The following is a 23,265-nucleotide window of genomic DNA, read 5'->3' on the forward strand; positions in this document are numbered from 1 at the left end:
ATAAACAGTTATTATTCTTCAACAAGATATGTTTTAATGTAGTCCACAGCACTATTACCTGATATTCTTCCACTGTTTAAAGCAAAACCTAGAGAATTTCCAGGTAGTACAAAAGCATAATCAGGATTATATAGTGAATTAGCATCAGTTCCAGCAGCATAAAGTCCCTTTATAACATTTAAATCATCATTAAGAACTTCAGTATTATAGTTTATTTTTATACCGCCAGCACTTCCATATGCACTTAAACCAAGTTTTAATGCATAATATTTGGAACCGTTAATTGGTAATAAGTATTTAGGATTTTTATGGAATAACTCATCTTTTGAATTACAATAAGAATTATAAGTTTCAATGGTATTTTTTAAGTTTTCTGCATCAATGCCAGTTTTTTCAGCTAATTCTTCTATAGAATCAGCAATAAATAATACATCACTACCATTTTTCTTTGCTTCTTCTTCTTCTTGTCTAAAATAACTCATATCCATGCCCGAAGTAACAACATTTATAAGATCCAAGCCTTTTCCTTCATAGTGCTTGATTATTTCTTCATCTAATATAGAATATGCAATTTTCTTTTTTTGTTTTTCAATAGCATTTGCAGTAAATACAGGATTTTCTATAACTTCTTCATTTATAAATCTTTCACCATCTAAGTTAACTAAAAGATTAGGTTGGCGGAAAGGTAACTCTATAGGAGCATATCCACCAGTGTTAGGAGCAAAGAAGACCATTTCCATAGTCATAAAATCCTTTGAAGCACCAGCATCCCATGCCATCTGAATTCCATCTCCAGTTAATCCAGGAATTCTATATGAGAACAAGTCTTTTCCCCATTCAAGTCCAACATGCTCTTTAATGAAATCTGGGTTATCACCAAATCCACCTGTACCAATGATAACTGCACCAGCATATACTTCTAATTCACCATCTTTATCGTTAGCTGTTACGCCAATTACTTCATCTTGATCTTTAATAATACTCTTTACAGGTGTTTCTAATAGTATTTTAACGCCTAATTCTTCTGCTCTTTCAGTCATAATTTTAATCATAGTAGCAGCTGCACGAAGTCCTGGTTTTCCAGTCTTAGGTTTAACAATATGCCAAGTTGCTTCTGAACCTGGAAAGTATTTTGAAGGTAATGCGAATTCTACTCCCATGTTTTCTAGCCATTCAATAGTTCCTGCTGATTGCTCTAAATATCTTCTTATCAATCTTGCATCTGATCTCCAGTGAGTATATTCCATGAACTTATTAAATGCTCTATCAACAGAGATATCTATAAGTCTTTCTCTTTGCATTCTTGTTTCAACACCAAGAGGTCCCATTGCCATGTTAGCACAACCACCTGTAGTATTAGCTTTTTCAAGTATCATTACTTTTGCACCTTTTTCAGCAGCAGTAATTGCTGCTGCAAGTCCTGAAGCTCCTCCACCAACTACAACTACGTCTGTTTCAAATTCTCTCATTTTTTACTCCTCCTTTAATATTGTCATTTATATATTAATTTATATTATTAACTTCTTCTACGTCTTCTAGCAGCCATTAATCCACCACCATTTTGTGGTTCAGCCTTAAAAGTTCCAACTGGCACTGGCTCTTGTGGAAGTTTAGGTACCACTGCGCCTGCCTTTTGAATTGCTGCTTTTTCACATATTATTGTACATTTTCCACATCTATCGCAAATATCTGAATTTATTACATGGATCAAATCTTTATCTCCAGCAATTGCCTTTTGAGGACACTCTTCTTTACACTTATTACAGCCATTACACTTTTCTGGTGCAATATAGTAACTGAAAAATTTCTTACATATTAAAGCATCACATCTTTTTCTTTTTATATGTTTTTCAAACTCTTCGATTCCTTCTTCAATTATTTTTTTAGTAATTTTTCCAACTTCTTTACCATAATCACAACATGATCCTATGGTTAGATCATCTGATATTTCAGTTAAAATCTCAATATCGCCATCACGTCCTTTGCCCTCAGAAATTGCTTCTGCTATTACATTGAGCTGAAGTATTCCTTCTCTGCAAATTACACATTCTCCACAACTTGTACGCCTTGTACTATCAGTAAATTTTTTCATTTTATCAACAGGACATGGATTTTCTGACTGTTTTTTATATTCTTCAATTACAAAATCCTTTATTTCTTCTGAAGATATCTGTTTCCATAACTTTCTTTGAATTAATGCCATACTTTCCCACTCCTTTCTATTTAATTTTGTACTCAGCCCATAATTTTGGCTTTGTAATTTGTGTACGTAAATCACATTGCAAACATCTATTTGATTCCTTGCAAGCAGAAGTTTCACTTAAGCAATGATTTACTTCTTTGAAATTCACAATACGACTCAGGGCACCTTCACATTCATTTTTAGCTCTTTCAATAGATAAAAAGCTTTCATCTTTACCTATGTAGGGATTTGGAATAACATCTTCTGTTAGTTTATCTTCAATTATGCCATCTCCACCTAGTGCAATATCTATGGCAGATGCAACTTTACGTCCAGCTGCAATGGCTCTGATTACAGAGTTTGTTCCATATACTGCATCACCAACTGCATAGATATCACTGTCACTAATTTTCATTCCATCTTCGGTGACAATTGAATTTCCACGACCAGTAGTTAAATTCCATTCTTTTGGTACTTCTGCTCTTTGACCAGTAGCAAAAATAACTGTATCTGCTGGTATTATATGTTCTGAATCAGGTGCTATTTGAAGTTGTAGTCTTTTATTTTCATCAAACCTAAATGATGCTACTTCTTGACATTTTACTCCTGCAGCAGTGTTTTCATTACTTTCTATAGAAACAAAAGTTCTTGAATTGAGAATTTTGATTCCTTCCTCTATTCCTTCTTCTATTTCATCATCGCTTGCAGTCATAGCTTCTCTACTTTCTAAGCAAGCTATTGTAATATCTTTTGCACCAAGTCTTTTGGCTACTCTTGCACAATCAAATGCTACATTTCCACCGCCTAAAACTACTACCTTTTCTCCTACAGTAACTGGCTTTTTAAGAGAAACCATCTGTAAAAATTCTATATTTTCATATACATTTTCTAAGTCAGCACCTGGAATTGGTAATCGTACACCTTTTCCTGTTCCTATTGCTAATAAAATTTTATTAAAACCTTTACCTTTTAAATCCTCAAGTGAAGTTACTTTAGCATTAGTCAATATAGTAACTCCTGCACGTTCTATTTCTGCAATTTCAGCTTGAACAGCTTCCCTTGGAAGACGATATTCTGGAATGCCAGTTGTCATCATTCCTCCAGCCACTGGTAACTTTTCAAATACTGTAACTTCATGTCCACATTTTGATAGATAATATGCTGCTGTTAAACCCGAAGGTCCTCCACCTACAACTGCAACTTTTTTATTGGTTTTAGGTTTAAAGGTAACTTTATCACGCCATAAGCCTTTATCATGCTCTGCTGCAAATCTCTTTAATTCTCTTATTGATAGGGCTTTATTAATTTCTTTTCTTCTACATGCACTTTCGCAAAATGCCATACATACATATCCTAGTGAATGTGGAAAAGGGGCTTTTTCACGAATAACTGCAATAGCATCTTGATATTTGCCTTCTTTAATATATCTTACGTATTTTGGAACATCGATATTTGCTGGACATTCTGCTTTGCATGGAATAAGACCTAGTTCACGATTTAAATTTTTCTTGAATACTCCTTCTTTATCCTGTAACGCTCCTGTAGGACATACTTCTACGCAAGCTCCACAAAAACGGCAATTTTCATTCTCCAAAGAATTGTGATTACGAATATCAACCATAATTCTATCATCTTCTGTTATTCCATATTCAAGAACATTTACGCCTCTAACTTCTTTGCATACCCTTACGCATCTTCCACAAGATACACATCTATTTAAATCTCTTACAATAAGTGGATTAGATGTATTTACAGGTACACTGTTTAATGTTCTTCTTAAACGAGAAGTACTTACTCCTAAATATTGAATTAGTGACTGTAATTCGCATTTTAAATACTTAGGGCATGTAGTACAATCATCAACATGATTAGCCAACATTAATTCCATTGACAATCTGCGCATTGCATTTAACTTTTCTGTTTTTGTATGTATTATCATTCCATCTTCTACCTTGGTAGTACATGCTGTTTTTATTTCGTCACATCCGTCTATTTCAACAACACATAATCTACATGCTCCAATATCAGGTAAATCTGGATGATGACATAAATGAGGTATATATATATCTGCTTCTAATGCTGCATTTAAAATGCTTTTTTCTGGTTCTACGTTTAACGTATGGCCATCAATTGTAATTAATACCGTATTCATTATTTTCACTCCATTTTCATAGTATTTTATGAACTTGTTAAGTTATTGTTTTAACAATTCAAATATATAGTCTTCCCCTGGGGAAGAGTCAACATATTTTTTATAACTTTTTTAAATAATTTGCTTAAGCCAATAAACCGTTATATAATAGGCATTAATAAGGATTTGTTTGTATGGAGGTACTAAAATTGAAAGATTTATATACTACTGGTGAAGTATCTAAACTAATGAATATACCAGTTAAAGCACTACGCCTTTATGATTCAATGGATATATTAAAACCTTTTCACATTGATGAAAATACACATTATCGTTATTATGTGTACAATCAATTTTTTTATATTGATTTGATTCGCTATATGAATAAATGTTTAAGAGTACCCTTAGAAGAGATTAAATTGATGCTGAATTCTTCTGATGATTATGAAATTCTTTTATCTTGTTTATCCAAACATAAAGCATCCGTTGATAAAAAAATTGAAGAATTGCAATATTCCAGTAAAGTTATTTCAGATGCCATTGATAGCCTAAAAAATAAAAATAATAATGCTATGGAGTTTCAAATATATGAGCAATACCTTATGCCTCGTCGTGTTGCAGTTAAAAATGTTAATGTTTCTATTTATGATATAGATTTATACTGTAGAAGAAATGAAGATTTATTTGAAAATGATACTTCAGTTGAAGGAAATGTAATGTGTTATATTTATAAAAAAAAGGATTATAAGCCTGAAGTAAATGATTTATTAGTATCACAGATTGGATATTTTACAGATAAGCGTCTTAAAAATGTAGAATATTTTAATTTACCTGAAGGTCGTTATTTATGCTGTAAATTTCGATATTCTGAAAAACTTTCTTGTAAAGTTATATCTGAAATTATTAAATTTGCGGATAATAATGGAATTAAGTTATCCGATACGGCTATACAAATTTTTGAACGTTTTGACTTAAAGGCAAAAAACAAGTATGAATATGAAATGGAAATACAAATATTTGAAATGGGGATTAATTCAATGTCCTTGGAATAGTGACTATTTATACATTGAATTATTCTAAATAAAATTTTATTGAAAGAAAATGCTTAGGTGTGACTTTTCACACCTAAGCATTTTTAATCATCAGTTTCATTGTAAAATTTAATTGCTTCATTTAGATGGCCAAGTTTAAAGTCAGGCCAAAAATCTTTAGTAACCCACAGCTTTGCTTTTGCAGACTGCCATAGTAAAAAATTACTTATTCTCATTTCACCACTTGTTCTAATGATTAAATCAACATCGGGCAATCCAGAAGTGGACATATAGCTATTAATTAGAGTTTCATCTATTTTATCATTTTTAAGATTTTTATTATTCATATCAGAAATAATACTTTTAACAGCATTTGTTATTTCTGAGCGGCTTCCATAATTTAGTGCAACATTTAATACCATACCAGAATTATTTTCTGTTAGCTTTTCTGTTTTTTTAATTTCATTTATCAGTTTAGAAGAAAGACTATCCATATTGCCTATATGTTTTACTTTAACATTTTTTCCAGCTTCATTTTGTAATTTTATAAAAAACTCTATAAAAAGATTCATTAAGAAATTTACTTCTTGTTTTGAGCGATTCCAGTTTTCAGTAGAAAAAACGTAAAAAGTTAATACTTTAACTCCTAATTCTGAACAAGCCTTAGTGATGGTTTTAATTGGATCTGTACCAGCTTTATGTCCTAAAGAGCGTGGTAAGCCTTTTTCCTTAGCCCATCGTCCATTTCCATCACAAATTATAGCAATATGTTTTGGAATTTTAATATTATTGTCATTTAATAAACCTTTTATTGAATTATCCATTTTTTTCTCCTATTCTATCTTTAAAATTTTTAATTATTATGTATTTTGTAAGAAATTAGCATATTATATTGTAATTATTGCCTTTGATTATATGTTTTAGTTTGATTAACCTAATTATGGAGATTATAACACATTATTCATATTATAACTCAATCATTTTGCTTTATATAAACAAAGTAGATTTTATGTTTATTTTTCAGATAGATGTAACAGGAATCAATAAAAAATAAGGGGACATAATACAAAATATAACTAATATGCAGGAGGATAGTATAATGAAAAAAATAAATGAAGCAATTGATAGAATTAAGACACTTGAATGTGCAACAGGAAATTTAGAAAATAGGATTGTTGGAATATTGGAGGATTATGGGGTTGCAGATAGAAATAAAATAGATATAAATAGAAATAGCAATTTTGATACGGATGAAGCGCAAGGATATAAAGTAAAAATAGAAGGTGAACCAGGGTCTATTGTAGTGGTAGCTAAATCTGGATATGATGATTATGTAGCAGAGGTTGTTGATGCTTACAGTAAATCATAGATAATTATATATAATATAATTTAAATGTAGACAACATATTAGTATTTTCTGATTGCTTATATGTTGTCTTCTTTAGTTTATCAATTTGTTTATATTTGAATAGTGTCATATATTATGATAGGATAATTTATAATAACCTGATTTTGTTAGTCTAAAGATATTGCGACACAAGCAAATGTAAGCGAAGTAACTTTCAACTGTATTCCGGCTGATATATGTTGTGAAGAAAAACTCACTTCATTAAGAAAGATATTTTATGTGAAGTTGGAGATGTTAAGTATTGAATGAAAAGATATTAGTTGTAGATGATGAAGAAGATATAATTTCGTTTTTAAAGGATTCTCTTCAAGAGGATGATTATGAAGTTTTTGTGGCATATAGTGGCACAGAAGCTGTTGAAAAGGCAAAGCTTAATCCTGATTTAATATTGCTGGATGTTATGATGCCAGGTAAAAATGGATATGAAGTATGTAGAGAAATAAGAGATATAGTGAATTGTCCTATTATCTTTTTGACTGCAAAAAGTGAAGAGGAAGATTTAATTACAGGCTTAGGAGTAGGTGGAGATGATTACATTTCTAAACCTTTTAGCTTAAGACAATTAAAAGCAAGAATAAGCGCACATTTAAGGAGAGATCAAAGAAGCTTTAATAGTGAAAATAGAGTCAATTTATATTTTGGAAATTTAAATATAGATTTAAAAGGAAGAACTGTTTTTTGTATGGGTGAAGCTATTCCTTTGACTAAAAAGGAATTTGGAGTAATAGAGCTTTTAGTAGTAAATTGTGGACAAGTATTTTCCAAGGAACAAATATATGAAAAGATATGGGGTTATGATGCAGATGGGGATTCAGCAACAGTGACAGAACATATAAAGAAGGTACGATATAAGTTGAAAAAACATGATAAAGATAGAGAATATATTTCCACTGTATGGGGTGTAGGATATAAGTGGGAAAAGTAAAGTTTTTTTGAGTACTAATGAAAAATTGATTGATATTTAGAAACCGTGAAATATAGGGATAATGTCCTAATTTCATGGTTTTTTTATGCATTTATATTTTTGTTAATAGCTTCCTATGAATTAAATTTTTTAAAAACTTTATAAAAAGTTTATAAATGGATTTTAGAATTAAAGGGTAGTAAAGAAAAGTTTGGTAATCTTGAATTTATAGGAGGCAATCAATATGTTAAACAAGAAAATTGAAGTTAAAAATGTTACTAAAAAAATAGGAAAGAGAACTATACTAGGTGGGGTTTCTTTTGATATATATGAAGGAGATATATGCGGTTTTATAGGTCCAAATGGTGCAGGAAAGACTACCTTAATAAGAGTTATAACAAATTTGATATCGCCTACAGAAGGTGAAGTAAGTGTAGCTGGAGTAAATGTTGATGAAAATAGAAAAATTGCACTTACTAAGCTTGGAGCAATTGTTGAAGAACCCATATTTTTCTCATATATGACAGGCAGGCAAAATTTAAAAAATTTAGCTATGCTAAATCCTGATATGTCAAAGGAAGAACAAAAAGAAAAAGTAGAAGAAGTATTAAAAATAGTTGATCTTGAAGATAGGGGCGATGATAAGGTTAAGACTTATTCTTTGGGAATGAAGCAGAGACTAGGAATTGCTCAAGCACTTTTAAATAATCCAGAAGTAGTTATTTTAGATGAACCAGCCAATGGACTTGATCCTATAGGAATGAGAGATTTAAGAAATCTTATTTTGAAACTTAGAGAAGAGAAAAATATAACTTTCTTTATATCAAGCCATCTTTTAGATGAACTTCAGCAAATGTGTAATAGATTTATTGCAATAAATAAAGGAAAAATTATATGGCAGGGAAGTAAGGAAAATTTATTAAAAAATACAGGAGAAGGCGGAAGATTAGAAGATGCATTTATAAACTTAGTAAGTGGCTATTAAGGAGGAAAAAGGATGAAACAATTATTTTTGAGTGAATGGCAGAGAATGTGGAAACGAAAATCAACATGGCTTTGTTTTGGGTTAGTACCTATAATATTGTTTAACTTTGTTAAATATTATCTTAAATTAAACCTTAAATTTACATCAAGCAGTACTAAATATACTACATTTTTAAATTTTCCAAGTACAGTGCTTCAAATGAATCTTACTCTATTTTTTAACATCATAGCTATCTTGTTAATAATCATATCTATAACTAGTGAATATAGAACAGGTGAGCTTAGAATGATTATGATAAGAGCAGTATCCTTTAAGGATATAATAAAGGCAAAATTTTTGGCAATTGTAAGCATGCTGTTTTTGTTATTAACTAGTCATTTAATTATAAGTTATATACTAGGGTACTTATTTCTTCCACATGAAAAAGTTAAATTTAGAACTTATAATTATGCTTTTACACTAAATGAAGCAGTTTTATACAATTTTAAGTATTACATTATTGCGTTTATAACGCTTATTGCTGCAGCTGCAGTTATTATGGTTATATGCATAAATTGCAGGACAACTACAGGAGCAGTTGGAGGAAGTTTAACTTTCATAGCAGCATCAGCATTATATCCAACTATGTATTCAGTATTTACAAATAAGGTAAGTGAAATAGTAGACCTTTCGTCCTTAGTATCAATTCAAGACCACGGTATATTAACTATACTTGCACAAAATCCAAAGGATATAGGTTTGATAATATTTATAATTGCTTTGTATATAGGAGTATTTTACTTGATTGCAGTCAATTTGTTTAATGATAAGGATTGTTATATTTAGGGAGGAATTATTATGAAAAGATTGATAGAAGCTGAATTTCAAAGGATATGGATTAATAAAAAAACAAGAATATTATTAATGCTCATTATATTAGATACAATACTTAGTTGTATATTTAGATTAAAGTGTCCAAGTGGTTCTTATGATGCAAAAAATTATACGGTAGCGTTGAACTCACTAAATTTTTCGCCTTTTATATATCAGGAAGTTAGTTTGATTTTATTGTATATAGTATTACCAATTATATTTATTGATTCAATGAATTATGAACAAATTGCAGGAGCTTTTAGAATGTATATGATAAGGCCTTACAAAAAATATGAATTTATGATATCAAAATGGATAAGCCTAGTATTAACTACATTTATACTAATTTTTGTAGTGTTTATAATCAGTACCATTTTTGGATATTTGTTTATGCCTAAGGTATCAACTGTTACCTTCTATAATATACAGCATAAATTTAATGCATCAGGTGCCTTATTATACATTGTAAAATTTTATATGATACAGCTCTTAGTGTTATTAAGCATTCTTTCTATAGCATCTATTATTTCAGTTACAATATCTAACTCTGTAATTTCTATTTTATCTGTAATTGGATCAATTGCAATTTTAACACATTTTACAAATGTATTTGAGTTCTTATGGAGAAATGTGAAATATGGATTTTACACTTTAGGTCATACAGTACCTGCAAGTGAGCATATTGCTGTATTGGCTTTAATTGTGTGTGGACTTGTTATGGGGATAGTAATATGGATAAAAAAAGACTACCTTTATTAAGGTAAAATATGAAAAATTCGAGGTATGATGTAAATGAAAAAAATAATGACTATAATAGTTTGTGCTTTAATTTTAATTTTTGGAGTTTTTGTAGTAAATAATCAATATGAAGAATATAAAAAGGGTAAAGTTGTGGAGGCTTTAAAAAGTAAAAAAGTAGATATAAATGCAGTAAAAGCAGGGAATGATTTTAAGGATTTAATGCCTTTAAAAAGTACACTAGTAGATAAGAAAATTGTAGCTATGGGAGAGGCTACTCATGGAACAAAGGAATTCTTTCAAATGAAACATAGAATGCTTGAATTTTTAGTTGAAGAAATGGGATATAATGTTTTTGGAATAGAAGCATGTATGAGTAACTGCATGGCTGTCAATGATTATGTTTTATATGGAAAAGGGGATGCTGAGAAGGTTGTACGTGGAATGGGATTTTGGACATGGGATACGAAAGAAGTAGTAGATATGGTAAAATGGATGAGGGAATATAATAAAAATCATGATAAAAAAGTTAAGTTTTATGGTTTTGATATGCAATCATCTTATGTAGCATCAACAAAGGTTACAGAATATTTGAAAAAAGTAGATCCAGTTTATGAAAGTCAAATAGATACTGTACTTGGAAAGTTTAGAAGTCCAAATGTATTTGATAATAAAGATGTACAGCTGCCAGGAGATAAAGTTAAAGAAATAATCAATATGATGGAAAAAAATAAAAATGATTATATTAACAAATCATCTAAAGAAGATTATGAAATTTTTAAACAAAATTTAAATATTATATATCAAGCTTATGATATGCTTCATGGAAAACAAAGTGATGCTGAAATGGAGAATAAGAGAGATAAATATATGGCTGAAAATGTTAAATGGATATTAGATTTTGAGGGTCAGGATGCAAAAATTATGCTTTGGGCACATAATACACATGTAGACAAGCAGGAAGATAATTTAAATAATGAGGATTATAATGTAAAAAGGATGGGAGCAAATTTATATGATATGTACAAGGACAAATTATATGTTATTGGGTTTCAATTTAATGAAGGAAGTGCCATAGCAGTGGACAAAACTTCTAAGCCAAATGCTCTTAAAAAATGTACACTTAAAGCAGCAAACAAAGAATCAGCACCATATATTTTATCTAAAGTTAGTCCTTTGTTTTTTATAGATTTTAAAACAGCAGAAGAAAATAAATACATTAAGGATTTTATATCTTCATCACAAAGTTGTCGTGATTTTGGTGCTGATTTCAATGGAGATGATAAAAGCTATGTAAATACTACTTTAAATGAAAGTTATGATGGTTTAATATATATAGATAAGACAACTCATTCTGAACCAAATTATTTGATTCCAAACTAATAGAGGTAGAGTTTAAATGAAAAATATTACTTTTAAAAGACGATTTATTTTTTCTATATTATCAGTACTAACTTTGAGTATGTTGTTTACTTTTGCAGGAATTTATATAGATTTAAAGTTAACAGAAAAAAACATAATATTAAGACCAAATTATTATGAATCCATTGTACCAGATATTGAAAAGTATATAAGTGAAAATAAGGATAGAGTTTTAAATAAGAATTTTAAAGACAATTTGGAAAAGGTAATCCCTCTTCAAGGTATAGAATATGAAGTTGTGGATTCAAGAGGAGAATTATTATATGGCTATTTTAAAGAAAGTATAGTAAATACCCCAGTTAAATTGATAAAAGAAGCTGAAATTGATAAAAGCAGCTCACCAAAGATGATAAAATATGTACCTATTATATATAACAATAAAGTACAAGGAATGGTTATTTTTAAATACTGTGTAAGAAGTAGTGCTTCTAACCCTAAATATAATTGGATAGTTAAGTATTCAGAAAATATAATACTTTTATCTCCATTTATATATATTACAATTTTTACTGCTATTTTTGCATCCAGGCTTAATAAAAAATTAAAAATACCCTTAAAGCAGCTTATGGATGGTGCTGAAAAAATAAAAAATAAAGATTTAGATTTTACTATAGATTACAAAAGTAAAGATGAATTAGGAAGACTTTGTAAGTCCTTTGAGGAAATGAGATCTGAGCTTAAAAAATCTTTAAATCAGCAGTGGCAGATGGAACAAGAAAGAAAAGAAATGGTATCTGCCATTGCTCATGATTTAAAAACACCAATTACTATAATTAAAGGTCATGTTGAAGGTCTTATAGATAGTAAAAGATTCGATGAAGATAAAGTTTATAGATACTTAAATTTAATTGATAACAATGCAGATAGAATGACTAAATTAATAGAAAAAATGAACATTTTAACTAAAATTGAAAAGTCGGATTTTACTCTTAAATATAAAAAATGCAACATAATTGAATTTATGAACGAAAAGTCTTTTGATTATAATATACTTACAGAAGATAAAAAAATAAGTTTTAAATATATAATTAATGATGAAAGAACAAGCAAAGCTTTAGTAAGTATGGATTGTTATGCGCTATCTGAAATATTAGATAATTTAATTTCTAATAGTCTAAGATTTACTAAAGAAGGAGGAAATATAGAACTTAATTTAGGTTTAACCGAAGAAAAAATGTTTCTTTGTGTTTCAGACACAGGATGTGGATTTTCAAAAAAAGATATCGCAAACATTTTTAAAAAATTTTATCAAGGGGATGAATCAAGATCAAAGGAAAAGGGACATTCAGGGCTTGGACTATATATAGTAAAAGCTTTAGTGGATAAATTTAATGGAAAAATTGAAGCTGAAAATAATAAAAAAGGTGGAGCTAAAGTTAAAGTGGAGCTAGAGATAAGCAATATATAATAATCTCAAAAAGAAGTTTTTGTTTATTATAAAAGTAAAAACAACAAGTTAGTATAAAATGAAAATAATTTACTAATTTGTTGTTTTTATTTTTGCATATTTTAAAGAAACAGTAAGTTTAAACGAAATCAAGTTCTTCTTAGACTCAGGTGGAGTTTGCTTGTGAGGAATACCTCTTACCTGAGCAAAAGCTCGTAAAATGTCATTTAGACATTTTACCCATCTGAGTCTTAGAAGAACTTATCTAGGCGCGTAGCAGTGCTTATCCCTCAGTTAAGTAGAGAGCCAAAATCTATGATTTTGTGCGAATCACTTACTCCTTCGACAACAGGAGAAGGAGTTTCATATAAAGAAAGATGGGGGTATTAGCAATGGTAGCGATCGGATAAATTATATGGTAAAATTAAATATGTAAAGAAAAATGTACTAATATGTAATAATTTATAAGACAGCAATTGAAATTAAGGGGGAGAAGGGTTTGAATAAAAGTGTAATAACAATACTAGTAGGAATTTTTATGGCTGGAATAATAACAACTAGTGTAGATGCACAAGGTAATACTACAAGGTTAGCTGGACAAACTCGTTATGATACATGTAAAGCAGTTTCCTCAAGTGGTTGGAGTACGGCGGAGAACGTTATCATAGCGAATGGTGAAAATTATCCAGATGCATTAGGTGCTTCAGCATTATCATATAAATATAAAGCGCCTATAATATTAGTTCAGGGAAATTCTATGCAGGATAACCCTGTATTAGTAAGTGAACTAAATAGGCTAAAGCCTAAAAATATAATAATATTAGGTGGAAAAGGCGTTGTTTCTAACGATATTGAAAATTCACTTAAAAAAAGTGGTTATAATTTAAAAAGATTATCAGGACAGGATAGATATTCTACAGCTGTAAATATAGCAAAGGAATTAGGAGATGTAGATGAAATTTTCATAGCAAATGGAGATGATTTTTCTGGTTCTTTATCTGCAGCACCTATGTCAGCTAAAGATAATGCTCCAGTGTTATTAGTTTCTAAAGATGAAGTTCCCAATGTTGTACAAGCCTATCTTAAAGAACATAATGTAAAAAACACATATGTATTGGGAGATGAAAGCTTAATATCAGAAGCAGTAGCAAATGAATTTACAGGAGTTAAGAGAATATCAGGAAATGCACCTTATTCATTGAATGAAAATATTATAGATAATTTTAAAGCAGATATAAATTTTAATACCATTTATATAACATCAGGTGAAGGCTTTGCAGATGCATTAAGTGCTGTAGGATTAGCAGTAAAAAATGGTAATCCAATAATATTTGCAGGAAATAGTGATAACAATCACATGAATAAGCTATTACAAGAAGAGGTAGTTGAAAATAAAGTTATATTAGGCGGAGAAGGTGTACTTCCTATATCAAAAGTTAATAACTTATTTCAGCAGCAGGTAGTAGTGGATAAGGATGATAATGATGCTACAAATGCACCTAATAGAAGACAGTTTCTCATTGGCGATGCAGAAAAGGATGGAACATTTGCTAAACTCAATGGCAGTTGGCAATACACAACTAAAGAAGCAAAGCAGCAAAATATAGAAAGTATCAATATTAAGGTATGGGATTATGTAGATAAAAATGATAAAAGTAGGGGTAAGAAAACCGTAATTAAAAGCATTGAGGTTAACAAAAAATTATCGTCAGTTGTAAAACAAATTTTTGATGAAATATATGCACTTCCTCAGCAATTTCCAATAGATGATGTAGGTGGATTTAGAGATTCAGATTCATGTATTAATCATCCGGCAGGCGCTGCCATTGATATAAATCCAGATGAAAATTATTATATTCAATTAGATAAGGATGGAAAAGTGCAATCTCAAGTTGGAAATTATTACAAGCCAAGTGAAGACCCATATTCTATAACACCAGAAATAGTTAAAGTGTTTCAAAAATACAAATGGGATTGGGGAGGTAACTTCAAAAATCCAAAAGACTACATGCATTTTAGTTATTTAGGTGGTTAGTTTTTAGAATACGTAATGCATATTGAGAGTATGTTTATACAATTTAAATAATTACCTTGAATTATTTAGAATTAAAGGATAGAATAGTGTTATGAAAAATATGTAGAGTTTTGGCTATGAAAATTAATAATTTAATTATATTAAGTAAATTACAAAAACATAACAAAGGAGTTTATTAAAAATGAAAAATTTGGATGACGGCAATTTGATTTTAAGTATTAGTTATGTATTACCTTGCATTAGTTTATTATTTGATAATGAAATAAGTTTTATTCTTACTGACAGGGAAAAAATAGTTAAAATTATTAAATTTGGAGTTGGTGATGGAGGTAATTATAGTGAAGGTGATGATATACCTCATGAAATGCCAGCTTATATATGCATGCAGCAAGGAAAAATTGTCACAAAAGATATATCTAAAGAACAATTAGGTATAGCTATTAAAGTAGTAGCATCTCCAATAAAAAACAAAGATGGACAAATAGTAGGAAGTATTGCTATAGGAAAGAGAAATTGGGGAGAGGATATTAAAGAACACTCTAAGACTTTTGTGCAATCTTTTTCAGAAATTTCCAAGGTTATTGATAACGTAGCATCTGGAATACAAGGTGTAGCTAAAAACAGTAATGATATATTACAAGAAATAAATGCTACAAATGAAGACATGAAGAAAACAGATGAAATTATAGGCTTTGTTCAGAATGTATCAAAGCAAACTAACTTGTTAGGACTTAATGCAGCAATAGAATCAGCAAGAGCTGGAGAAATGGGAAAAGGTTTCAGTGTTGTTGCTAATGAAATAAGAAAATTATCAAATTCAAGTAGTGAATCTATAGGTGAAATAAATAATGTTTTGACTAAATTGAAAACTTCAATTGAAAATGTTACAAATAGCATTTCTGAAAACAATAGTGCTTTTGAAACTCAAGCTGCCAGTGTTCAAGAAATTAACAGCAGTATAAGTGAGCTTAGCAATACAGCTCAAATAATACAACAAATAGGTGAAAAGCTTTAGGGTAATGTTGTAATGAATATTAAAAATAATTCCACATAACTGCAAATAATCGAAGAAACGTTAAGCTGTATATCAGTCTTCATACAGCTTAACGTTTCTTCTTAGTGTATTGCGTATAGGATTATTTCAAAAGGTTTGTAGCTCCATGAATTTAATATATTAAAACAACAGGCTCCGCCTAATTTTTAAGCATTCTTATAAAGTCAAAGTATTTATTTTCAAGTCACTGACGTTTTTGTGTCATTTGAACTACCTTAAGGTGGTCTACAGATTTTATCAATCCAATATAAATTCCAAACGCCTTTTTGCATTGAGCCATTGTACTGAATCTTTTGAATTTCATTTGAATTAGACAGAGTACTCCAAGTAGGATATACTCTTGGATAAGTTCTACCATATCTTGCAGGATCAGCTCTATTTGAATGTTCTTTTCCATAATCCACTGTACTACCTTTATGATATAATTATAATGTTATTAATTAAGAAATGAGGAAAAAAACATGCTTCAAGTACTAATTTGCGATGATAATTCATCTTACAGAGATAAAATTAAACAAATTATTGAAAATACTATTTTAAGAGAAAATTTGGATTTAAGTATAGCCTTATGCACGGAAAATCCTGAAGATATAATAAAATACACTGAAAAGAACAGCATTACAGGAATTTATTTTTTAGATGTAGATTTAAAAAGTAACATAAATGGAATAAGATTAGGAGAAAAAATAAGAGATTTAGATCCTAAAGGGTTTATAATATTTACAACTATACACATGGAAATGAGCTACCTTGCCTTTAAGTATAAGGTTGAAGCTATGGATTATGTAATTAAGGATGAAGAAGATTATAAACAAAGAATAAATAGCTGTATTATGAAAGCTTATAATACATATTATAAAGAAAATAATAAGGAAGGATTTATTTCAATAAATGAAGATTCTAGAGTGATAAATATAAAACTTTGTGATATTTTGTTTATTGAAACTAGTAATATAGCTCATAAAATAAGAGTACATGAGGAAAATAGGCAGATTGAATTTTATGGTAATCTTAAAGATATACAGGAAAAGCTTACATCAAATTTTTATAGATGTCATAAATCTTATATTGTAAATAAAGATAAAATTAAAGAAATAGATATGAAAAATAATAAAATCATTATGACAAATGATGAAGAATGTTATGTTTCTTTTAGATATAAGAAGGGACTCTTATCATGATAATAAAAAAATTTACATTTAGTATGTTTTTAAAGGAACTTATTTTTCCACCTTTACCTATAAGTATTCTTTGCTGCGCTGCAGTATATTTTTTAGGTAGAAACAAACCTAATTTACGTGAAATTAAGAAATACTTTTTTATTTCATTTATAGTAGGAATGATTCTTAGAACAGGTTCATATATATTGGTACTTCCGCTGCTTTCAATTGTGGTTATATTAGAATTGAAAAATAGTAAAAATATAAATATAACTATAAAAAATCTTATAGCCATTTTTACAATATATTTTTTGGCTGTTATTCCTATACCATTTTGGGGTACAAGCTTTTATGAAAAAAATATTACATCAATTAAGCATTATACTGTTGAATTGGCAGTGTTGCTAATTATAGTGTTTTTAACATGTAAAATTATAAATGTAGTTTATTATAAAACAATAAATTTAAAAAAACTTTCTTCATTACAAATACGAAATAGAATGATTATAGGTATTTGTATACCTATAGCTATAAGTATACAATTGCTATACCATTTTGTAGATTTAACAAGAGATAAATCAATTTATTTTGTGATAGATTCTTTTATTCCACTTATGATTCCATTAGTTTCTATAATACTTATACTTATAGTAATTTATAATTATGATAAAAGTGTAAAAAGTGAAGTACTTTTAAAGAGAGAAATTGAAGAGAAATATCAAATAGAAGAATATGCTCATATGGTAGAAGAAATGTATAGCCAAACCAGGAGGTTTAAGCACGATTATATAAATATGCTTACACCACTTAAAGAGTATATAGATAATAATGATATGGAGAAACTTAAGGAATTTTTTTATGATAATGTTATAGATATGGATAAAGACATAAAGTGGAGTAATAGTAATATAGATAAGTTAAAATACATTAAAATTACAGCTTTAAAAGCACTATTATCAACAAAACTTATAAAAGCATTATCTATGAATATAGATATAAAAGTAGAAATAGTAGAGGATATTTCTGAAGTTTCTATGAACATAATAGATTTATGCAGAGTAATGGGAATACTTATGAATAATGCTAGTGAAGCAGCAAAGGAATGTGAATATCCAAAGCTTTCTCTTTGCATTATAAATAAGGAAGAGTATGTGGTTATAGCAGTGCAAAATAACTTTTATGGTGAAAAGCCTGTAATTCATAAAATATATAAAGAGGGATTTTCCACTAAAGGAAGTGGAAGAGGTTTAGGATTATATACGGTTAAAAATATTATAGATACAAAGTATGATAATGTGTTTATAAATACATCTATTGAGGGTAACATGTTTATACAGGAGTTGTGGGTTAAAAATATTAAGTCATTTAGAAAACAAATAGCAAAATAAATATATTGAAATAAAAAGTATCCTATAAAATAAGCAAGCAAAAAGTTTATTTTATAGGATATTTTTATTTGATGGATACCATCTGTAACTATTCGGTACAAGAAAACTCCACCTGGGTTTAAGAATTATTTGATATTTAAATAGGAGAGTAGTTTCTTAAACGTAAAGTTTTTAAGCATAACCGTAAGCAATAATGTTACTTGTGAATTCATAACTGTTACTTTGGATTAGGATAGAAAAAATGAATGATAGTTTTGCTAATATGTAAGAGAAGATTAGGACTAATATTTAAACACATATTTTAGATTTGAAAAGAAGGAGAAAAAAATGGAACCAATTTTAGAAGTGAGAAATTTAAGTAAAAAGTATAAAGAGAAGGATGTACTTCACAATATTAATATGAAAGTATTTAAGGGAGATATATATGGCTTTATAGGACCTAATGGAGCTGGAAAAACTACTACAATTAAAACAATTTTAGGTTTGATTAAATCATCAAGCGGAGAGGTATACATAGATGGAAAAAATATTTTAAATGATAGGGAAAACAATCCTTCAAGTATAGGTGCAATGATAGATTATCCAAGCTTTTATCCAAATTTATCGGGATATAAGAATTTAATGTTATATGCCAATGTTCTAAATTTAAGTAATAAGAGAGTAAATGAAGTTTTAGAATTAGTACGATTAACAGAGGATAAAAATAAAAAGGTAAGCAATTATTCTATGGGTATGAAACAGAGATTAGCAGTGGCAAGGGCATTTTTAACCAAGCCTAAAATTGCAATACTAGACGAGCCTACTAATGGATTAGATCCAGAAGGGGTAAAGGATATGAGAGAATTAATAAAAGATCTAGCAAAGGATAACAATACAACTTTTATATATTGTTCTCATATTTTAAATGAAGTTCAAAACTTATGTAATAGGGTAGCTATGATAAATAAAGGTAAGATAATTGTTGAAGATTCAATGGATAACTTATTAAATACTAATAAAGAAGAATACAGTATAATTTCAGAGGAAAAAGAAAAATTAAGGCATATATTAGGTAGTATGGTTTTAAGAATGTCAGATATAGAGAATGGAATTTCTGTTGAAATTAATAAGGGAGAATTTAAATTAATTAATAAGTTGATATTAGATAATAATATTGAAGTTTCAGGCATGTCTAAAAATAGTAATTCCTTAGAGGATTATTTTATGAGACATTTATCACTATAATATAGGACGTATATCTAAGTTCTTCTATGGTTCAGGATAAAATGTTTAAATGTTATTTTATGAAGAGTGATGTCTTTATGGGGAAATTTTAACTGACACCAATAATTATTGAAAAACGAGGTAAGAGATTAACATGATAAAAAATGAATTTATAAAATTTTTTACTCCACTAAAAACAGCAATATATGGAGGAGTTATATTAATATTTATTTTAATATCTGATGTGATATTTGCAGATAAACCATCTGGAATAGTAAATTTTCATGATTTATTATATGGTGATATGAAATCCTTAGTATTTATGTTACCAATAATTTTAGCACCAATAGTTTCAGAGATTTTTACCTATGATTATGAATGTGGATGCATGAAATTTTTTCTTATTTATAAAAAAAGAGAAGAGGTACTTTTTTATAAAATATTTTCTTTGATTCTTATAACAGGCACATTAATTATATTTACTTTTGTTATTTTAAATATAGTGTACATTGCAAAATTTGGAATTGGGATTAATATATTAGAAGATATAAAAATGAGTATAATGTTTTTAGTTACATTAATACCTATTTTACTTATATATGTGCTAATTTCTATACTGTGTAAAAGTAGTACTATTATATCATTATTAATATTCCTTTTACCAATAATGTCAGATTTTATTCCTAAAACTATTGGAGAGATAACTCCCAGAAGATTTTTATGGAATTGCTTATTAGAAAAACAAGTTGATACATTTTCTATTATCTTATTTTTAGTATATATAGTAGTTTTTATATTATTTAATATGAAATTATTTAGTAAAAAGGAGTTGATACGTTGATGGTTAAGTTTTTAAAAAATGAAATTATAAAGATGATACATTCAAAAAAGATATACATATTATTAGCATTTGTAACATTTATGATTTTAGCCATATGTTATATGATGCATTTAGATCAAAATAATATAATAAATAATGCACCTAAAACTAGAGAATATACTAAACAAATTAAAATGGATGTTTTAAATATGAATAGTGTTATATTTTTGAAAATGTTTAGTACGGAATTTATTTTTAGACCGGTGGTGCCATATTTTGCATTCTTTATGGTGGTATTTTCAGTAGAAATTTTTGGACAAGATTTTTTTAGTGGAAATATGAAGTATTTTGCAAGATTAGATAAAGGTGCTACTAATATTTTTAAATCTAAAGTATTAATTTTGATTATTTATTCAATTTTAGTTGTAGCTATTAATATAATTTTAGGTTTTATTATTAGTTCCTTTGCATTCAAAGTTAGCTTCCATGGATTAGGTAGAATTATATGTATTTATGCTTCCTCAATTATTCCTCTTACTTCTTTTGGACTGATTATAGGAATAATGTCTATGTTTATAAATAATAAAACAATAAGCGTAACTTTAGGTATTATTATTTCAGTATTTTTAACTGTTTCTGATAGATTAACAATTACCCGTAATTTTTCACCTATTGGAGTGATATCTATTATGGAGAGAGCAAGAAGCAGTATAACATTAAATGCTTTACTTATGGCTAATCTAGCATCAGTTATATACTTAATATTAGCTTATTTTATAGGTAAAAGTGTTTTTAAAAATAAGGAGTTTGATTATTAGATTTATCAAGACATATGGAAATTTCAAAAATTGTAAGTAAATCTTTAGAAGTAAAGAAAATTCTTAAGGATAGTAATGATATGCCTATCTATTTAAATATAATAGGTTAATGTATTTTTTAGAAAGTAGAGAATTTATTAATAGTTCTCTGCTTTTTTATTTTACTTTTTATGATAAGTCAATTTTGTCATAAATGTAAATAAAGTCTTAATATTTTAATAGTTTAATGGTTTTAAAATGACAATATATGCTGCAGTGCTTGTTAATTTGTAATTGAGGCAGTAAAATAAATATGAAAATTTAATTAATTTAAGAATATGCTGACTGAATATGGGGGGTTAAAATGAAAAAATTCAAAGTTCCATGTGATATATATTATGAAGATGGTGCAATTAACTATTTAGAAAGTTTGAAATGTAGTAAGGTTTTTATAGTTACAGATGGTGTTATGGTTAAAATTGGAATGTTAGATAAAATAAAAGAAATATTTGAAAAACAACATATTGATTATAAGATATTTTCTGAAATTGAGCCTGAACCTTCTTTAGAAGTAGTAACTAAAGGGTTAGAAATTTTTTCTGAGTATGGTACAGAAACTTTAATTGCTGTTGGTGGTGGTTCGGTAATTGATGCGTCAAAAGCTATTATATATCTTTTGAAAGAAATGCTTAAAAAAACTTCTAGTGAAATTAAAAATCACACACACTTTATAGCAATACCAACTACTAGTGGAACTGGTTCAGAGGTAAGTTCATATGCAGTTATAACTGATAAAAAACTTCATAAAAAAATAGCGCTGCAAAGTGAAGAAATGTATCCAGATGTAGCTATACTTGATTGCGATTTTACAAAAACAGTACCACCTTCAGTTACGGCTGATACAGGTATGGATGTATTAACTCATGCTATTGAAGCTTTTGTTTCAAAAAGAGGGTCAGATTGTACTAGTGCCTTGGCAAAAATGGCAATAGAATATGTATTTAAGTATATTGAAAGAGTTTATAATACTGGAATGGATAAAATAAGCAGAGAAAAAATGCATAGTGCATCTTGCATGGCAGGGATAGCCTTTGAGAATTCTTCCTTAGGAATAAATCATAGTATGGCTCATATATTAGGAGCAAAATTTAAAATACCTCATGGAAAAGCAAATGCAATATTATTACCTTATGTTATAAAATATAATTCAGGCTTATTTGATGAAAAAGAATATATTAGTTTTGATGCTGCAGAAAAATACTCTGATATAGCAAGATTAGTAGGTCTTCCACAAGCAAATATTAAAGAGGGCGTAATAATGCTTATAAAAGCAATAAAAGTTTTAAATAGAAAATTAAATATTCCTATTTGCATAAGTGAGTTAGGAATTGATGAAAATGAGTTCTCAAATTCATTAAAAGAAATGTGCAAAGTTGCTATGGAAGATGTTTGTACACAAGGAAATCCAAGAACTCCTAATGAGGATGATATATGTGGTATTTTTAAAAAAGCATATTATGGCAAATAATCAATTAATTTAAATTATAAATTTAGTCAAAATTGTAATGTTATCAATTAACAAATGATGACAAATATGTTTCATGAATTTAATTATCAAATTTTATTGTATAAAAATATAATATATGAAAAACTGTTATCAATGTAAAGTTAATTTTGATAACAGTTTTTATTATATTAGGATTTATTTTTAGAATATTTAGTTTAGTGAAATAAGTTAAGTGCTTTACATTTTTGTGATAAAATTGTA

Annotated in this window: 21 protein-coding genes; 16 read left to right on the forward strand and 5 right to left on the reverse strand. The window is 28.3% G+C overall.

The genetic code is table 11. The annotated features are described in order from the left end of the window. Window positions 1–11: 11 nt before the first annotated feature. From Q6H37_RS13890 to Q6H37_RS13900, 3 genes are read right to left on the reverse strand one after another with little or no spacing between them, the layout of a single operon-like run. Window positions 12–1,469, reverse strand: a complete 1,458-nt coding sequence (locus tag Q6H37_RS13890; RefSeq protein WP_318742560.1) for an FAD-dependent oxidoreductase — start codon at window positions 1,467–1,469, stop codon at window positions 12–14. A gap of 47 nt (window positions 1,470–1,516) precedes the next feature. Further along, the gene (locus tag Q6H37_RS13895) at window positions 1,517–2,203 is read right to left on the reverse strand and encodes an NADH-ubiquinone oxidoreductase-F iron-sulfur binding region domain-containing protein (RefSeq protein ID WP_318742562.1); all 687 of its coding nucleotides are present in this window, start codon (window positions 2,201–2,203) and stop codon (window positions 1,517–1,519) included. 16 nt (window positions 2,204–2,219) lie between these two features. Beyond that, window positions 2,220–4,334: an FAD-dependent oxidoreductase gene (locus Q6H37_RS13900; protein WP_318742564.1), complete on the reverse strand. Its 2,115-nt coding sequence runs from the start codon at window positions 4,332–4,334 to the stop codon at window positions 2,220–2,222. A gap of 188 nt (window positions 4,335–4,522) precedes the next feature. On the opposite strand from Q6H37_RS13900, the gene Q6H37_RS13905 reads away from it, so the two are divergent. Continuing rightward, window positions 4,523–5,365: a MerR family DNA-binding transcriptional regulator gene (locus Q6H37_RS13905; protein ID WP_318742566.1), complete on the forward strand. Its 843-nt coding sequence runs from the start codon at window positions 4,523–4,525 to the stop codon at window positions 5,363–5,365. An 83-nt stretch (window positions 5,366–5,448) separates the two neighbouring features. Here Q6H37_RS13905 and uppS read toward each other — a convergent pair whose 3' ends face one another. Beyond that, window positions 5,449–6,168 (reverse strand): polyprenyl diphosphate synthase, encoded by a 720-nt coding sequence (gene uppS / locus Q6H37_RS13910; RefSeq protein WP_318742568.1) that lies wholly within the window; start codon window positions 6,166–6,168, stop codon window positions 5,449–5,451. A gap of 275 nt (window positions 6,169–6,443) precedes the next feature. On the opposite strand from uppS, the gene Q6H37_RS13915 reads away from it, so the two are divergent. The 9 genes from Q6H37_RS13915 (at window position 6,444) to Q6H37_RS13955 (ending at window position 16,090) form a co-directional block, all read left to right on the forward strand. After that, entirely contained in the window at window positions 6,444–6,713 is a 270-nt protein-coding gene (locus Q6H37_RS13915) for a hypothetical protein (RefSeq protein WP_318742570.1), read from the forward strand. A 280-nt stretch (window positions 6,714–6,993) separates the two neighbouring features. Continuing rightward, window positions 6,994–7,677, forward strand: coding sequence for a response regulator transcription factor (locus tag Q6H37_RS13920; protein ID WP_318742572.1), 684 nt, complete (start codon window positions 6,994–6,996; stop codon window positions 7,675–7,677). Between the two features lie 223 nt (window positions 7,678–7,900). Continuing rightward, on the forward strand, window positions 7,901–8,641 hold the full coding sequence (locus Q6H37_RS13925) for an ABC transporter ATP-binding protein (protein WP_318742574.1): 741 nt from the start codon (window positions 7,901–7,903) through the stop codon (window positions 8,639–8,641). A 12-nt stretch (window positions 8,642–8,653) separates the two neighbouring features. Beyond that, window positions 8,654–9,466: an ABC transporter permease gene (locus Q6H37_RS13930; RefSeq protein ID WP_318742576.1), complete on the forward strand. Its 813-nt coding sequence runs from the start codon at window positions 8,654–8,656 to the stop codon at window positions 9,464–9,466. Between the two features lie 12 nt (window positions 9,467–9,478). Then, on the forward strand, window positions 9,479–10,252 hold the full coding sequence (locus tag Q6H37_RS13935; RefSeq protein WP_318742578.1) for an ABC transporter permease: 774 nt from the start codon (window positions 9,479–9,481) through the stop codon (window positions 10,250–10,252). 33 nt (window positions 10,253–10,285) lie between these two features. Then, window positions 10,286–11,614 carry an erythromycin esterase family protein gene (locus Q6H37_RS13940; protein ID WP_318742580.1) on the forward strand — a complete coding sequence of 443 codons (1,329 nt, stop codon included), beginning with the start codon at window positions 10,286–10,288 and terminating at the stop codon, window positions 11,612–11,614. Between the two features lie 16 nt (window positions 11,615–11,630). Beyond that, window positions 11,631–13,061, forward strand: a complete 1,431-nt coding sequence (locus Q6H37_RS13945; RefSeq protein WP_318742582.1) for a HAMP domain-containing sensor histidine kinase — start codon at window positions 11,631–11,633, stop codon at window positions 13,059–13,061. 478 nt (window positions 13,062–13,539) lie between these two features. Then, entirely contained in the window at window positions 13,540–15,075 is a 1,536-nt protein-coding gene (locus Q6H37_RS13950) for a cell wall-binding repeat-containing protein (protein WP_318742583.1), read from the forward strand. A gap of 181 nt (window positions 15,076–15,256) precedes the next feature. After that, window positions 15,257–16,090, forward strand: coding sequence for a methyl-accepting chemotaxis protein (locus tag Q6H37_RS13955; RefSeq protein WP_318742585.1), 834 nt, complete (start codon window positions 15,257–15,259; stop codon window positions 16,088–16,090). A 254-nt stretch (window positions 16,091–16,344) separates the two neighbouring features. Here Q6H37_RS13955 and Q6H37_RS13960 read toward each other — a convergent pair whose 3' ends face one another. Further along, window positions 16,345–16,533, reverse strand: coding sequence for a hypothetical protein (locus Q6H37_RS13960; protein WP_318742587.1), 189 nt, complete (start codon window positions 16,531–16,533; stop codon window positions 16,345–16,347). A 57-nt stretch (window positions 16,534–16,590) separates the two neighbouring features. On the opposite strand from Q6H37_RS13960, the gene Q6H37_RS13965 reads away from it, so the two are divergent. The 6 genes from Q6H37_RS13965 (at window position 16,591) to Q6H37_RS13990 (ending at window position 23,025) form a co-directional block, all read left to right on the forward strand. Then, window positions 16,591–17,310, forward strand: a complete 720-nt coding sequence (locus Q6H37_RS13965; protein WP_318742589.1) for a LytTR family DNA-binding domain-containing protein — start codon at window positions 16,591–16,593, stop codon at window positions 17,308–17,310. Next, window positions 17,307–18,677 (forward strand): GHKL domain-containing protein, encoded by a 1,371-nt coding sequence (locus tag Q6H37_RS13970; RefSeq protein ID WP_318742591.1) that lies wholly within the window; start codon window positions 17,307–17,309, stop codon window positions 18,675–18,677. The genes Q6H37_RS13965 and Q6H37_RS13970 overlap by 4 nt, the downstream gene beginning before the upstream one ends. Before the next feature lie 327 nt (window positions 18,678–19,004). Next, the gene (locus tag Q6H37_RS13975) at window positions 19,005–19,901 is read left to right on the forward strand and encodes an ABC transporter ATP-binding protein (RefSeq protein ID WP_318742593.1); all 897 of its coding nucleotides are present in this window, start codon (window positions 19,005–19,007) and stop codon (window positions 19,899–19,901) included. A 133-nt stretch (window positions 19,902–20,034) separates the two neighbouring features. Then, window positions 20,035–20,721: a hypothetical protein gene (locus Q6H37_RS13980; RefSeq protein WP_318742595.1), complete on the forward strand. Its 687-nt coding sequence runs from the start codon at window positions 20,035–20,037 to the stop codon at window positions 20,719–20,721. Then, on the forward strand, window positions 20,721–21,518 hold the full coding sequence (locus tag Q6H37_RS13985) for a hypothetical protein (protein ID WP_318742597.1): 798 nt from the start codon (window positions 20,721–20,723) through the stop codon (window positions 21,516–21,518). Before Q6H37_RS13980 ends, Q6H37_RS13985 begins: the two co-directional genes overlap by 1 nt. Window positions 21,519–21,861: 343 nt before the next feature. Next, window positions 21,862–23,025: a 1-propanol dehydrogenase PduQ gene (locus Q6H37_RS13990; RefSeq protein ID WP_318742599.1), complete on the forward strand. Its 1,164-nt coding sequence runs from the start codon at window positions 21,862–21,864 to the stop codon at window positions 23,023–23,025. The last annotated feature ends 240 nt before the right edge of the window (window positions 23,026–23,265 follow it).

This window comes from Clostridium sp. JS66 (assembly GCF_033561535.1).
Taxonomy (GTDB): Bacteria; Bacillota; Clostridia; order Clostridiales; family Clostridiaceae; genus Clostridium_AM; species Clostridium_AM carboxidivorans.